General features: G+C 72.7%; 13 protein-coding genes and 2 tRNA genes. 4 read left to right on the top strand and 11 right to left on the bottom strand.

Annotated elements, in window-relative coordinates:
• Positions 1-20: 20 nt before the first annotated feature.
• Entirely contained in the window at positions 21-683 is a 663-nt protein-coding gene (locus tag J2S22_RS04595) for a DUF2478 domain-containing protein (RefSeq protein WP_272780347.1), read from the bottom strand.
• A gap of 261 nt (positions 684-944) precedes the next feature.
• Positions 945-1,019, bottom strand: a tRNA-Gln gene (locus tag J2S22_RS04600).
• Between the two features lie 241 nt (positions 1,020-1,260).
• Here J2S22_RS04600 and J2S22_RS04605 point away from each other — a divergent pair.
• Positions 1,261-2,190 carry a histone deacetylase family protein gene (locus J2S22_RS04605; RefSeq protein ID WP_272780421.1) on the top strand — a complete coding sequence of 310 codons (930 nt, stop codon included), beginning with the start codon at positions 1,261-1,263 and terminating at the stop codon, positions 2,188-2,190.
• Positions 2,191-2,284: 94 nt separating this feature from the next.
• Positions 2,285-2,752, top strand: a complete 468-nt coding sequence (locus J2S22_RS04610; protein WP_272780422.1) for a hypothetical protein — start codon at positions 2,285-2,287, stop codon at positions 2,750-2,752.
• Between the two features lie 77 nt (positions 2,753-2,829).
• Here the strand turns inward: J2S22_RS04610 and J2S22_RS04615 are convergent, their stop codons facing one another.
• The 8 genes from J2S22_RS04615 to J2S22_RS04650 form a co-directional block, all read right to left on the bottom strand.
• Positions 2,830-3,849, bottom strand: coding sequence for an NAD-dependent epimerase (locus tag J2S22_RS04615; protein ID WP_272780423.1), 1,020 nt, complete (start codon positions 3,847-3,849; stop codon positions 2,830-2,832).
• Between the two features lie 202 nt (positions 3,850-4,051).
• Complete coding sequence (locus J2S22_RS04620) at positions 4,052-5,032, bottom strand: 2-hydroxyacid dehydrogenase (protein ID WP_272780424.1); 981 nt, start codon at positions 5,030-5,032, stop codon at positions 4,052-4,054.
• Positions 5,033-5,094: 62 nt separating this feature from the next.
• On the bottom strand, positions 5,095-5,511 hold the full coding sequence (locus J2S22_RS04625) for a GlcG/HbpS family heme-binding protein (protein ID WP_272780425.1): 417 nt from the start codon (positions 5,509-5,511) through the stop codon (positions 5,095-5,097).
• Between the two features lie 206 nt (positions 5,512-5,717).
• The gene (locus J2S22_RS04630) at positions 5,718-7,088 is read right to left on the bottom strand and encodes a phenylacetate--CoA ligase family protein (RefSeq protein ID WP_272780426.1); all 1,371 of its coding nucleotides are present in this window, start codon (positions 7,086-7,088) and stop codon (positions 5,718-5,720) included.
• A 183-nt stretch (positions 7,089-7,271) separates the two neighbouring features.
• Entirely contained in the window at positions 7,272-8,012 is a 741-nt protein-coding gene (locus J2S22_RS04635) for an outer membrane protein (protein WP_272780427.1), read from the bottom strand.
• A gap of 934 nt (positions 8,013-8,946) precedes the next feature.
• A tRNA-Glu gene (locus J2S22_RS04640) sits at positions 8,947-9,022 on the bottom strand.
• A 109-nt stretch (positions 9,023-9,131) separates the two neighbouring features.
• A complete protein-coding gene (locus J2S22_RS04645; protein ID WP_272780428.1) occupies positions 9,132-9,428 on the bottom strand; it encodes a hypothetical protein in 297 nt (98 codons plus the stop codon).
• A 117-nt stretch (positions 9,429-9,545) separates the two neighbouring features.
• On the bottom strand, positions 9,546-9,917 hold the full coding sequence (locus J2S22_RS04650; protein WP_272780429.1) for a hypothetical protein: 372 nt from the start codon (positions 9,915-9,917) through the stop codon (positions 9,546-9,548).
• Between J2S22_RS04650 and J2S22_RS04655 the strand changes: the two genes are divergently transcribed.
• Positions 9,916-10,938: an RluA family pseudouridine synthase gene (locus J2S22_RS04655; protein ID WP_272780430.1), complete on the top strand. Its 1,023-nt coding sequence runs from the start codon at positions 9,916-9,918 to the stop codon at positions 10,936-10,938. The genes J2S22_RS04650 and J2S22_RS04655 overlap by 2 nt on opposite strands.
• A gap of 391 nt (positions 10,939-11,329) precedes the next feature.
• On the top strand, positions 11,330-12,247 hold the full coding sequence (rpoH, locus tag J2S22_RS04660) for an RNA polymerase sigma factor RpoH (RefSeq protein WP_272780431.1): 918 nt from the start codon (positions 11,330-11,332) through the stop codon (positions 12,245-12,247).
• Positions 12,248-12,354: 107 nt separating this feature from the next.
• On the opposite strand, the gene J2S22_RS04665 is transcribed toward rpoH, so the two are convergent.
• Positions 12,355-14,451: a hypothetical protein gene (locus J2S22_RS04665; RefSeq protein WP_272780432.1), complete on the bottom strand. Its 2,097-nt coding sequence runs from the start codon at positions 14,449-14,451 to the stop codon at positions 12,355-12,357.
• Between the last annotated feature and the right edge of the window lie 74 nt (positions 14,452-14,525).

The raw sequence follows: 14,525 nt of genomic DNA on the forward strand, positions 1-14,525 counted from the left end.
GCCGTTCCGGCGGCCCGCCCTCAGCCGGCGGTGCGGCCGCGGGCGGCGCGCTGGTCCCGCCACCACGCCTCCACGGCGTCGAGGTCGGGCGGCAGCAGCAGCGCGAGGTCGCCGGCGAACTCCGCCCACGCCGCCTCGGCCTTGGGGGTCACCACGCAGACGACCGGCACGTTGGCCGCGACGGCGGCCTGGAACGCCGCGGTGAGGCCGCCGCGCTCCGCCTCCTGGCCGCCGAAGCGGCTGAGGATGACGAGATCGACGCCGGCGGCGATCTGCCGCTCGATCCCGGCGCAGGCGCGCGCCAGGCCCGAGGTGTCGAGACTGCAGGCCTCCGAGCCGGGGCCGAGATCCTGGTGGATCTCGATCACCTCGCCGGTGGCGAGGTCGCGCAGCGCCCCGCCGCAGCCGCACGCCTCGTGGCCGTGACCGCCATGGCCGTGACCATGGCCGTGGCCGTGCGGGCCGCCGCGCCGCGTGCCGTCCGGCGCCGGGGCGACGACGAGCCCGGCGACCACGACGCCCTCGGCCATGCGGGCCCGGGCGAAGGCGGTCAGCACGTCGGAGGCGCCGGTGCCCGGCCCGCCCCGGATCGCCCCGATCGGCGGCGCCGCGTCGGCGGGATCGACGATCCGGTCGCGCGCGGCGACGTCGGCCTGCATCACCATGGACATGGGCATGGACATGGGCACCATCCTCGCGCCGGGCGCGATCCTGTGTCGGAATGGACACAGGATACCATCGGCGCCCCGCTGCACAACCCGCGAGCCTGCCCAAGTTTGCGCCACCGCAAGCAAGCCGGACGATCGCGGCCGCTGCGCCTGCCCGGTTCGCCATCCGGCGCGACGGGGCGAGCGGCGGCGACACGTGATCAGCTCGGCGCCGCCGGAGCGGGCGCCCGGACCCGGACACGACAGGACGGAGGGATTTCGAAGCCGGCCGAACGCTGGCTGGGGCGCCTGGATTCGAACCAGGGAATGGCGGAATCAAAATCCGCTGCCTTACCACTTGGCTACGCCCCAATGGCGGCGGGTTTTCGCGGGCGGACCATACGTGCACGGCCGGCCGGGATCAACAGAGCCGGGACGGCGCCCCGTGGAGAAGTCGGCCGCCGCGCCCGCGGCCTCCCGCGGCCGGCGCCCGCCCGGTCACCGCGGCGGGCGGCCCGGCCGGGCCGCCCGCCGCCGCCCTTCGCCCAAGATTCTTTTGACACCGGGCCGTCGCGGACGCGATATGGTTGAATTCCCACAGCCGATACATCCGATGACGACCCTGTACATCACGCATCCGGCCGCCCTCGAGCACATTCCGCCCCTCGGCCACCCCGAGCGGCCCGACCGGATCCGTGTGGTGGACCGGGTGCTCGAGCAGGAGGCGTTCCAGTCGCTCGCCCGCGACCAGGCACCGGTCTGCGCGATCGACCGCATCGCGCTGTGCCACACCCAGGACTACATCGACGCCATCCGCGAGGCGGCGCCGACCGAGGGGATGGTGCAGCTCGACTCCGACACCTCGATGTCGCCCGGCACCTACGAGGCGGCGCTGCGCGCCGTCGGCGGCGCCGTGCTGGCGGTCGACGAGGTGATGACCGGCCGGGTCGCCAACGCGTTCTGCGCCATGCGGCCGCCCGGCCACCACGCCGAGATCACCCAGCCGATGGGGTTCTGCTTCTTCAACAACGCGGCGATCGCGGCGCGCCACGCGCGCGACCGGCACGGCGCCGAGCGGGTCGCCGTCATCGACTTCGACGTCCACCACGGCAACGGCACCCAGGACATCCTGTGGGCCGACCGCAACGTGATGTACTGCTCGACCCACGAGATGCCGCTCTATCCCGGCACCGGGGCGATCTCGGAGCGCGGCGAGCACGGCACCATCGTCAACGCGCCGCTGCGCGCCGGCGACGGCGGCGACGAGTTCCAGGAGGCGTTCGAGAGCGTGATCATCCCGCGCCTGCTCGCCTTCCGGCCGGACCTGCTGGTGCTGTCCGCCGGCTTCGACGCCCACATGCGCGACCCGCTCGCCAACATCAACCTGCTGGAGCCCGACTACACCTGGGTCACCAAGCGGATGATGGACGTCGCCGACACCTGCTGCGGCGGCCGCGTGGTGTCGCTGCTGGAGGGCGGCTACGACCTGCAGGGGCTGGGCCGCTCGGTCGCCGTCCACGTCACGGCTCTGATGCGCGGTTGAGCCGCCCCGCGCCGGCCCGGGCGACGCTACCGCAAATTCGACGCAACTCTCCGGCAGGCGAGACGAGGGACTGGAGTTCGACGGGGCGAGTGGCGTGACGGCAGCAACGACAGGGTGCGACAGGCGCGCGGCCGGGACCGCGCAGGCATCGCCCGGCCGCTCCGCCCGCCACGCGACCGCGCTGGCGTGCGGCCTCGGCCTCGGCCTGGTCCTCTCCGGGTGCAGCCTGAGCGGCCCGTTCTTCGACGATTCCTACGACAAGAGCCAGTTGCTCTCGCCCGAGCCGGTGCCGGCCTATCGCAAGCTGATCGCCGGCGCCATGAAGAGCCTGAAGACGCCGATCGACCCGGTCGGCCTCGCGATCTCGGAGCCGCGCTGGATCGAGCGGATCGGCGGGCCGGCCTGGATCGTCTGCCTGAAGTCGGACCCCAAGGCGCTCCACGCCGTCTACTACGCCTTCTTCATCCAGAAGGAGGCCGTGGTCGACACCCGTACCGCGATCGGCACCGACCGCTGCGTGCACCAGGAGTTTTCGCCCTTCGACCTCGCCGGGCAGCACTGAGCCGGTGCACCGCCGACGCTCGGGCGTCGTGACGCTGGTGCCACGTGGTCACGCGTCGTGACGCTGGCGCCACGTGGTCACGTGTCGTGGCGCTGGCGCCACCAGGCGACGAAGCGCACCACGCCCTCGGCGATCGGGGTCGCCGGGCGGAAGCCGACCGCCGCCGTCAGGGCGTCGACGTCGGCGCAGGTCTCCGGCACGTCGCCGGGCTGCATCGGCAGCATCTCGCGCACCGCCGCGCGGCCGAGCGCCTGCTCGATCAGCGCCACCACCTCGGGCACCGCCACCGGGCTGTTGTTGCCGATGTTGTAGACCCGCCAGGGCGCCCGGCTCGACGCCGGATCGGGCGCCGCGCCCGACCACGCCGGATCGCCCTGCGGCACGTGGTCGACCAGCCGCACCACCGCCTCGGTGACGTCGTCCACATAGGTGAAGTCGCGCCGCATGTCGCCGTGGTTGAACAGCCGCACCGGCCGGCCGCGGACGATCGCCTCGGTGAACAGCCACATCGCCATGTCGGGCCGTCCCCACGGCCCGTAGACGGTGAAGAAGCGCAGGCCGGTCGCCGGCAGGCCGAACAGATGGCTGTAGGCGTGCGCCATCAGCTCGTTCGCCTTCTTGGTGGCGCCGTACAGGCTGAGCGGGTGGTCGACGTTCTGGCCGGTGGCGAACGGCACCGTCGTGTTGGCGCCGTAGACCGAGGAGGACGAGGCGTAGAGGAGATGCCGGCAGCCGTTGTGCCGGCACCCCTCGAGCACGGCCAGGAAGCCGGCGAGATTCGCATCGAGATAGGCGAAGGGCTCGACCAGCGAATGGCGCACGCCGGCCTGCGCGGCGAGATGGATCACCACCGGGAATTTTTCACGCGCGAACAGGGCGGCGACGCCGGCGCGGTCGGCGAGGTCGAGGCGCTCCAGCCGGAAGCCGTCGAACCGCTCCAGCGCCTCGGCCCGGGCCTGCTTGAGGGCCGGGTCGTAATAGCTGTTGAAGTTGTCGAGCCCCACCACCCGGCGGCCCTGCTGCAGCAGGCGGCCCGCCACGTGGAAGCCGATGAACCCGGCCGCGCCGGTGACGAGGATCGGGTCGTGATCGGACATGGCTCCCCGCACGCACGCCGCGCCCGCCCTCGCGGCGGCGCGGCCGCCGCGCGCCGTCATGGCGGCACGGCCCGGCAGGTCATGCCAATGGCAGCCGGTCTTGTCCAGCACGGCCGCCGCAGGCGGAGCGGGACGGCGCTCTGCATCCGCTCTGCATCGCCCCGAGCGACCCCGGCGCGTCGCGTCCGAAGGCCGCGCCGGCTCAGCGCTTCAGCACCTCGGGATTGACGCAGGTGGTGGGCGCCTCGCCGGTCAGCACGCGGGTGATGTTCTCCACCGCGATGCGGCCCATGTTGAGCCGCGTCTCGGTGGTGCCGGAGGCGACGTGCGGGACGACGATCACGTTGTCGAGGCCGAGCAGCTCCGGCTCGACCATCGGCTCGTTCTCGAACACGTCGAGGCCGGCGCCCCAGATCACCTTGTCCTTGAGGGCGCGTGCCAGCGCCTTCTCGTCGACCACGGGTCCGCGCGCCGCGTTGATCAGCACCGCGGTCGGCTTCATCGCCGCGAGCTCCTTCTCGCCGATGTAATGGCGAGTCTCCGGCAGCAGCGGCACGTGCAGCGTGAGGAAGTCGGACTCCGCGAGCAGCGTCTCCTTGTCGACGAAGCGGGCGCCGATCGCAGCTTCGAGCTCGGGGTCGCGCCGCACGTCGTTGTAGATCACCTTCATGCCGAAGGCGGCGCCCTTGCGGGCGACGTTCTTGCCGATGCGGCCGAGACCGGCGACGCCGAGCGTCCTGCCGTCGACGTCGAGGCCGATGAAGAACAGCGGCGCCCAGCCGGTCCACTTGCCGTCGCGCACGTACTTGTCGGCCTCGACGATGCGGCGCGCGGTGGCGAGCAGCAGCGTGAAGGCGAGCGTCGCGGTGGCGTCGTCGAGCACGCCCGGCGTGTTGGTGAGGACGACGCCGCGCCGGGTCGCCGCGGCGACGTCGAAATTGTTGTAGCCGACCGCGAAGTTGGCGACGACCTTGCACTGCGGCCCGGCGGCGTCGAGCACCTCGCCGTCGATCGTGTCGGTGAGCATCGACAGGATCGCGTCGCGGCCCTTCACCTTGGCGAGCAACTCGGCGCGCGTCAGCGGGCGGTCCTCGGCGTTGACCTCGACCTCGAAATGCTCGCGCAGGCGATCGAGATTCTCCTGCGGCACCATGCGGGTCACGAGGACGTTCGGCCTGGCCATGGGGTCACCTTCCGTGTGTTTTCTCGGGTTCTGGTCTCGGGTGATCGGGGGTCAGGGAGAGGTCAGATGTCGTCGGCCGCCACCCGGCGGGCGAGGCCCTGCACGATGGCGTGGTCCTCGGCCGAGGCGAGGCCGCTGACCCCGATGCCGCCGACGACGGCGCCGGCGCCGCTCTTGAGCACGGCGCCGCCCAGCAGCGCGGTGAGCCGCGCGTCGCAGAAGTCGCGCGCCTGCACCTCCTCGCGCTTCAGCCGGGCGTGGAACGCGTCGGTGTCCACGCCCATGCGGGCCGCCGTGTAGGCCTTGTCCTGGGCGATCTGGATGCTGCGCGGCGGCGCCCCGTCGGCCCGCGCGAAGGCGAGCAGGTTGCCGACGCCGTCGCAGACGGCGACGCAGACCGGCTTGCCGTAGTCGGCCTTGGCCGCGGCCAGCGCGGCGGCGACGAGCGCCTGGGCGGTGTCGAGCGTGATCGTGTCCATGGCGGGTCCTCGGCGGTGGGTGGACGCGGCGGCCGGGCGGGACGAATCGAGAGCGGAGGCGGCCGCGTGCAGGGGCGCGACCATGCACCAGAACGGCGGCGCCCGGAACCACCGCCGGCGGCGGGCCGCCATGCCGCTGGCCTATCGGGATTATCCCGAACCGGAGGGCCCTGCCCGGCCGGCCGCGACCGTCCCGCGGCGCCGGGTCACAGCACCTCGCTGCGATAGCCGAGCCGCTTGGTGTCCTCGCCCCAGTCGATCGTCGGGACCGAGCGGACCTCGACCGCGATGCTCTCGCCGGCGTGGCGGGCCACCACGGCGCGCAGACCGTCGGACTCGGCGGGCGTCAGCGGGGCGGCGCGGGCGATCTCCACCACCATGCGGTCGGGCGCCGTCTGGCGGATGCGGAACTCGTCGAACGCGGCGACGCGCGTGAGCTCGTAGGACTTCATGTAGAAGGTCTGCACCCGGCCGTCCGGACGCTTCACCAGCCCCTTGCCGCGGCCGTGGATGTGCGAGAGCGTCGGCCCGTCGTGGCCGCACGGGCAGCGGTCGGCGAGCTGCGCCACGTCGCCGACGTCGTAGCGGACGAACGGCGTCGCGTAGGAATGCAGATGCGTCACCAGCACGCGGCCGAGCCGCGCGCCGTCGACCTCCACCGCCCCGTCGCGGCCGATCTCGACGATCACGTTGCTGGAGGCGACGTGATAGTGGCCGGGACGATGCGGGCACTCCATGCCGATCGGCCCGACCTCCTCGCTCGAATAGGTCGCGCGGATCGGAATTCCGACCGCCTCGAACTCGCGCCGCAGCGCCGGGTCGACCGGCTCGGCGAGCGTGACGATCATGGCGGTCCCGGCGCGCTTCAGCGTCTCCGGCGTCATCTCGCCGAGCAGCGTCTCGACGGCGCGCGGCGGCGTCACCATGTAGCCGATCGGATCGGACTCGAGCTCCTTGCGCAGCCGCTTCAGGTCCGGGTGGAAGTAGGCGATGTGCTTGTTGCGGCCGGAGCGGATCATCGGCGAGAGGTCGCCCAGCCAGGTGTCCGACATCTCGACCGTGAAGCCCTGCGGGGCGGCGACGGGCAGCGAGGTGATGCGGGTGCGGTTGAGCGTCGGGTCGCGGCCCTCGATGAAGTACTGGGCGAGCGAGCGCATCCGGTTGTAGCGGACGTTCATGTCCGAGATGAAGAACTTCACCGGGGTGCCGGACGAGCCCGAGGTCGAGTGCGGCTGCACCGCGATCCCGTCGCGCGGGCCGAGCAGCGCGCCCTCGGTCGCGACCTGATGCAGCACGTCGGGGCGCGACAGCACCGGCAGGGCGGCGAGCTTCGCGTCGCCGGGCCTGCCGGCGCCGAGGCGGGCGCGCCAGAACGGCGAGCGCTGGGCCGCGTGGGCCAAGAGGTTCTGCATCTGCACCTTCTGCCAGTGCTCGCGCGCGCGGCGGTTGCCGGTCTCGATCATGGCGAGCTCGACGAGGCCGCCGAAGGCGCCGATGGCGGCGGGCTCGCAGAACGCCATCGGGGCCGTGGCGAAGCCGCGGTTGCCGAGCGGGAAACCGGAGAAGTCGAAACGCATCGGGGCGCTCTCGTCGGATGGACCGGCGGCGTTCGCCGAGGGCGCGAAAGGTGGCGGGCCGGGAGCGGGCGGTCAACCGCGGGCGCCCGGCCCGGACAGAAAAGCCCCAGGCGGGCGGTGCGCGCCTGGGGCTCGGGAGCCTGGGGCTCGGGGGGGCGGCTCGGAACGGTCCGGCGTGCCGGATCAGCCGCCGAACTTGTAGTTGATGCCGATCTTGCCGACGTGCATGTCGGCGCTGCCCGAGAAGGTGTAGCCGGACAGGCAGCCGCCGGGGCTGCAGTAGGTCAGATCCATCGAGTCGCTGCCGAAGTTCAGGTAGTTGTACTCGGCCTTGACGGTCCAGTTGTTGGTCAGCGCGTATTCGACGCCGAGGCCGAGCAGGAGCCCGTTCAGCATCGTGTCGCCGCTGTAGCTGCTGGTGAAGCCGCCGCTGGAATAGGTGGACGTGAAGTCGAACTGGCCCCACACCCAGCCGATCTTGCCGTAGGCGAGGACGCGGTCGAAGGCGACGCCGATGCGGGCCGCGACGTCGAAATTGTACTTGTTCTTCGTCTCGGTGCTGTAGAGGCCGCCGATGTAGCCGTAGTCGAAGGTCTGCTTCACGCCGGACCAGTAGCCCTCGCCCTCGAGGCCGAGGACGAACATGCCCATCTGGTAGTTGCAGCCGAGCTGGCCGCCGGCGACCGCGCCGACGCCGTTGTCGTTGTTGCCGAAGTAGCCACCGCCCTCGAAGTCCGCGAAGGAGCTGTTCATCGACGCACCGCCGACATGCGCGCCGATGTAGCAGCCGGTCCAGCTGAACGCCGGGACGGGGGGCGCCATCGGGCGCGCCTTGTAGGCCAGATCGGCGGCCGAAGCCGCACCCGACAGCGCCAGCAGCGCCGCGGACGAGACAAGAGCCGAGGAGAGAAGCTTCGCCTTCATTGGTGTCCCCAACATTTTCCTTCGATGGTGCCACCATGCCTTGTTCGTGGTCCGCGGTGGTTGCAGGAACGTCACAAGCTGCACAATCTGAGAGCGCACCGGACCGCCGGCACCCTGGACGGTGGAGAATTTTACGTTGAATCACATACACTTAATTCGATAAACAGGCCGAATGGGGGATAAGCCAGAACGGCGAGACGGATCGACTTAGTTGGATCGGGTGGCAGAGATGTCACACCAGGAGGCCCGAAACCGCCGCCCGCGCAGGGGCTTGCGGGCGGGGCGAGGACCCGGGACGGCCGTCCGGACGCGGACCCGGCCGCGCGGATGGCCGGACGGACGGCCGGGACGGACGCGGCGGCGGACGTCCGCCGGCCTTCCGTCCCGGCGCCCGGAGGCCCGGCCGGTCAGTTGGCGTAGACGGCGAGCGGCAGGATGGTCATCGCGCCCATGAGCGCGAGGGCGGTCCGATCCAGGAGGCTGGCTTCACGGAAGAAGGACATCGGCATCTCCCCTTCAAGGTTGAAGCCGGGTTTACGGCGCACTTCCGGTTGTGGATCACCCGGCCGCCGGCGCGGCAGCCCGCCGCAGCGGCGCGCACGGCGCACGATCTCGGCGGGGCGCCGGAGACCGGGGACGACGGTGAGAGTCAGTGCTGGAGGCCGCTGAGATCAGATACGTTCGACACCAATGGCGCTGATGCCGACTCGTCATGCCCGGCCTTGTGCCGGGCATGACGACATACGGCAGCGCCGCGCCGAAGGACGCGGATGGCCGGGACGACAAGCCCGGCCATGACGGACGGAGGGCTCGGAGATTGCCGCCGCTGGCATGAAGCTCGCCCGGCCCTGCCGGTGGCAGGCGCCTGCGGCAGCGGGCCGACGAAGCGGTCGAACGATCGGATTTTTCGAAGGATCAAGGCCTTAAAGGCCGATGGCGCTCCCTAGGGGACTCGAACCCCTGTTTTCGCCGTGAGAGGGCGACGTCCTGGGCCGCTAGACGAAGGGAGCGTGGGGCGTGACATAGCCGCGTTCGCGGGCGAGCGCAAGCGGGTCCGCTGCGGCGATCGTTCGCCGCATGGCGCCCCTGCGCCGGCCCGCGCCGCGGGCGGCGGCGGCCTCAGTCGGTCTGGCGGGCCTGGCCGAGGTCGCCCAGCACGCGGGCGTCGGCGTCGCGGCGGCGGCCGTCGCCGGTCGGATCCGGGCGCTCGTCGGTGAAGCCGCCGGGGCCGAAATCGGTGGCCTTCCGGGGCGCCGCGCCCGCGCCGGGCTCCGCGCTCTCGTGAGGCTTCTTGCCCGCACCGGCCGCGGTGCGGTCGTGGCTGCCCGCGGCGTCGCCGTCCCGCTCGGACGCGTCGCGCTTCAGATCGTCGCGGGCGTCCGCGACGGATCGCGGCGGTGTCGGCGTGTCGGTCATCGCGGCCTCCGTGCCCGCACAGCCGGGCGTCCCGGGCCAACCCGCGCCGCGGCCGGCCGGTTCCGCGGCTCCCGGCGCTGCCGCCGGACCGCCGGACCGGCCGCTCGGAACGGCCGCTCAGGGCTCGGTGGCGAAGCGCAGGCGGCCGGCGGGCCTGAGGGTCTGGGCGTCGAAGGCGTGAATCTCGAGACCGGCGGGCGATTCGACCGTGACGACGATTCGCTCCCCCGCGACCCCGGTCGCGACGATCCGGCTCCCCTTGGGAAGCTGGGCCGTCACCTCGATCGCGGCGCTTCCCCCGCTCCGGGAAACGCGGTAGCCCACGACGCCGAGCACCACGGCGATGCCCAGGAAGGTGGCGACGCCGGAGAGGGCCATCAGAAACTTGACGCGCGCCATGAAGCGCGCCTGTTCGGGATCGAGCGGCTTGTCGTCGGGCGCCGGAGCGGCGCCGGGGCCGGTGTCGCGGGGGGAGTGCGGAGAGGTCATGACCGAAGGGGATCGCCGGATCGAGACGGTCGTCGTCGCGCCTGCCGAGGCCGGCGAACGGCTCGACCGTGTGCTCGCCGCCCGCCTCGCCGACTACTCGCGCTCCCGGCTCAAGAGCCTGATTCTGGGCGGACACGTCGCGATCGGCGAGCGCACAGTCCGCGATCCCGGCCAGCGCGTCAATGCGAACGAGCGCGTCCACGTCACGGTGCCGCCGCCGGAGCCGCCGGAGCCGCAGCCGGAGCCGATGGCGCTCGACGTGGTGTTCGAGGACGACGAGCTGCTGATCATCGACAAGCCGGCCGGCCTCGTCGTGCATCCGGCCGCCGGCCACTGGAGCGGCACCCTGGTCAACGCGCTGGTCGCCCATTGCGGCGACAGCCTGTCCGGCATCGGCGGGGTGGCGCGGCCGGGCATCGTCCACCGGCTCGACAAGGACACCACGGGCCTGATGGTGGTCGCCAAGACCGACCGGGCGCACCGCTCGCTGTCGCGCCAGTTCGCCGACCACGGCCGCACCGGGCCGCTGGAGCGCGGCTATCTCGCCTTCGTCTGGGGCGTGCCGGACCGGCCGCGCGGCACGGTCGACAAGCCGATCGGCCGCCACCCGCAGTCGCGCGACAAGATGGCCATCCGGGCCGACGGCCGCGAGGCCGTCACCCACTGGGAGCTGGTGGAGAAGTACCGCGGAAAGTCCGGCGAGCCGGTGGCGGCGCTGCTCGCCTGCCGGCTGGAGACCGGCCGCACCCACCAGATCCGCGTGCATCTCGCCTCGATCGGCCACCCGCTGATCGGCGATCCGGTGTACGGGCCGGGCTTCCGCACCAAGGCGGCGCTGCTGCCCGCCGAGGCGCAGACCCTGCTCGACGGGCTTGGCAGACAGGCCCTGCATGCCTATCTGCTGGGGGTGCAGCATCCCAAGACCAAGAAGCACCTGGTGTACCGCGCCCCCTTGCCGTCCGACCTGGCTCACCTACATAAGGTGCTGGGTGGGGGAACTATCGACCTCGCACGGCGTTGATGCCGAGTGCGCCGGATCGTGCGCGCCGCGAGTTGGGACTGTACCGACCAGCCGAGCCAGACGACCGAACCGGGACGGGCCCGGGCCACGGCATCGAACGCACGACGCAAGTCGCGCGACAACGAGCCGGTGACCATGTCCGTCACCATCGCGCGGCCGCCAAGGGCCCGGTAACCAAAACGGTGCGATACCAACGCGGTACGTCGATTGGTCACAGGGTCGTCACGTCACAGTGACGGCCCGGCTTGTTTCTTCGAACGACCCACCCGTGTATGCTGCGTTGCGCGATCGGCGAAAGCCGACGCGCGCAGCAGGGCGTCGTCGGCTCCTGGAGCGGCGGCGCCGGACCGCCCGCCGCGACACGGGGGCAACAACATGGAGGGCGCTATCGATGGCCCAATCCGCTTCCATGCCGGTGATCAACGCCGAATCCGGCCTCGCCCGCTATCTCGACGAGATCCGCCGGTTCCCGATGTTGGAGCCGCAGCAGGAATACATGCTGGCCAAGCGCTGGCGCGAGCACGGTGATCGCGACGCCGCCCAGCAGCTGGTCACCAGCCATCTCCGCCTCGTCGCCAAGATCGCCATGGGGTATCGCGGCTACGGCCTGCCGATCTCCGAGGTGATCTCGGAAGGCAATGTCGGCCTCATGCAGGCCGTGAAGCGGTTCGAGCCCGAGAAGGGCTTCCGCCTCGCGACCTATGCGATGTGGTGGATCAAGGCGGCGATCCAGGAGTACATCCTGCGCTCGTGGTCGCTCGTGAAGATGGGCACCACGGCCAACCAGAAGAAGCTGTTCTTCAACCTGCGCAAGGCCAAGAGCAAGATCTCCGCCCTCGAGGAGGGCGATCTGCGGCCCGACCAGGTGGCGATCATCGCCAAGCGCCTCGGCGTCGGCGAGCAGGACGTCATCGACATGAACCGCCGGCTCGGCGGCGACGCCTCGCTCAACGCGCCGATCCGCGACGACGGCGATTCGGGCGAGTGGCAGGACTGGCTGGTCGACGACAGCGAGAGCCAGGAGACCCGGCTCGCCGAATCCGAGGAGCTCGACAACCGCCGCAAGGCGCTGGCCGAGGCCATGGAGGTCCTCAACGACCGCGAGCGGCGCATCTTCCAGGCGCGCCGGCTCGCCGACGACCCGGTGACGCTCGAGGAGCTCGCCGAGGAGTTCGGCGTGTCGCGCGAGCGCGTGCGGCAGATCGAGGTGCGGGCCTTCGAGAAGGTGCAGAAGGCGGTGCGCAACCGCATCGCCGCCATGGAGAGCCCGGCCGCCGCCCGCGAGGCGATGGCCGCCGCGGCGCACTGATCGCGGCGCGGACGTCTCGACAGTGATGCGAAAGGCGCGGCTCCGGCCGCGCCTTTTTTGTCGTGCCAGCCTCGTGGCCGGCGGCCGCGCCCGGCGGGCGCCCCGCCCTACTCGCCCCAGGCCGCGAAGGCCTCGGCGAAGGCGCGCTCGCCCGGGGTGCCCTTCTCGATCGCCATGATGGCGCGGCGGTTGTTGCCGTAGACGATCGGCACGTCGAACCACGCCCGCTCCTTGAGCAGCTGGACGTTGCGCTGCTGGTCGGAATCGCTCGACGACAGGCCGATCAGGAAGAAGTTGTTGGTCACCTTGACGGCGAGGCCGGCGAGCGGGACGCCGCGCGTCTGCTCGGCCTGCTTCATCAGGATGCCGGGGATGTTGGAGATGCCGCCGTTGGGCATGTCGGGCGGCAGCGTGAACATGATCTCGATGGTGTGGCTCGCCGGCAGCGAGCGGTCGGCGTTCCGCCGCAGCGAGAAGCGCACCGAGGTGTTGCGCTCGGGAATCTCGATGTCGGCCCGCACCACCGTGTCGGGCGCCTGGCCGGGCGCCGCGACGATCGTCTCGGTGCGCCACACCGCGGTGCCGACCGAGCGCTTGCCGCCCGGATCGGCCGGGTCCTCCTCGTAGAGGACGACGCGCTGGGCCACGGCCGGGGCGTCTCCCTGGGGCCGCGCCGCCGTGCCGGTGCCCGGCTGGGCGCCGACCCGGTCGGTGATCTTGCCGCTGCGCGGCTCGCCGGCCGGCGCCGGGGACGGCGCGGTGGCGACCGGCTGCGACGGCGCGAGCAGGCCGGAGAGGCTCGGCCACATCCACCAGCCCAGCCCGGCGATCACCAGCACGGCGAGCAGGGCGAGCGCCGACTTCAGCAGCCGGCCGCCGATCGGGGTCTTGATCGGACCGCCGATCTCGTCCTCGGCGCGCGGCGGCAGCGTCTCGGGCTGCAGCGGGAACGGGCGGCCGCCGGACTCGCGGTAGTCGTGGTCGTCGATATAGGGGCGGACGCCGTGGCGGCCGGCGAAGTCGGCGTCGCCCGGGTCCGGCCGGCCCGGCTCGGGACGGCCCGCCTCGGGGCGGCCCGGCGGCGGGCGGCCCGGATCGGTGCCGCGCGGCCCCTCGGCCTCGCGGCCGGCCGGCGGCCGGCGCGAAAAGTCGCGCGAGAACGGCGGGTTCTCGCGGGTGAGCGGGGGCACGTCGCGGCCCGGCGGCGGCCGGCGCAGCGGCGGCCGCAGGCCCTCGGGCTCGACATGCGGCTCGATGCGGGTGCCGTCGCGGGTCGGCGCCGTGGCGGCGAACACCTCGCGCGCCGTCTTCGAGGCGCTGGCGGTCGCCTCGCCCAGGCTCTCGGCCTCGGCGACGACGTCGCGAAATCCCTTGAGGCCGCGGTCGGAGAGCGGGGCGCGATCGGCCGGCGCGCCGCCCGGCCGGCGCGGCCGCGCCTCGGGCCCCGCCTCGGCCGGCGGCTCGCGCCGCGTCTCGCCGCCCTCCGGCGCCCCCGGCGGCCCCGGAGGGGGCGCGCCCGGACCGGACGGGCCGGGACTCGACGGGCCAAGACTCGACGGGCCAGGACTCGACGGGCCAGGACTCGACGGGCCGAGACTCGACGGGCCGAGACTCGACGCGCCAGGAGAGGACGGACCAGGAGACGGGTCCGGCCCGGCGGCCGCACCCGGCGCAGCGGCCGTGGCCGTCGCCGGCCCCGGTGCGGGCTGGCCCGGCACCGCCGGCCTGTCCGGACCTCCGAGCCCGGCGCCGGCGGAGGGCCGCTCGTGACGCTCGAACCGGTCGCTTCGCTCGGGCCGCTCCGGGCGGTCGGGGCGCTCGAAGCGCTCGCTCCGTGCGCCGAGGCCCGGCCGGTCGCCGAGGCCCGGCCGCTCCGGCCGTTCGGGACGCTCCGGCCGGTCCGGGCGTTCGGCCCGGTCCGGGCGTTCGGCCCGCTCGGGCCGCTCGCCCCCGGCCCCGCTGCCGCCGCGCGCCGCCGCCTCGGCCCGCGTCTTGCGGGCCGAATCGGCCTCGACCTTGCGGATCGCCTCCTCGAGGGCCAGCCGTTCGCGGGTGATCTCCGACTCGCCGAGCGGCGGCGACACCCCGCGCAACTGCGTGACGAGCGCGTTGCGCGCCCGCTCGTAGAGGGTGCGCCGCGCTTCCCCGGTGTTCTTCTCGAGGCCCGCGACCGCCTTGGCGATCAGTGGATAGTAATCGGCCATCAGGTCCAGCTGTGTTCCCGGTTCCTCGCCCCCGAGGCTCGGCTCGCGTCGGCGCCCAATCGAGCGCCCGATTC

Origin of the sequence: Rhodoplanes tepidamans, assembly GCF_030813915.1 — a bacterium.
GTDB classification, from domain to species: Bacteria; Pseudomonadota; Alphaproteobacteria; order Rhizobiales; family Xanthobacteraceae; genus Rhodoplanes; species Rhodoplanes tepidamans.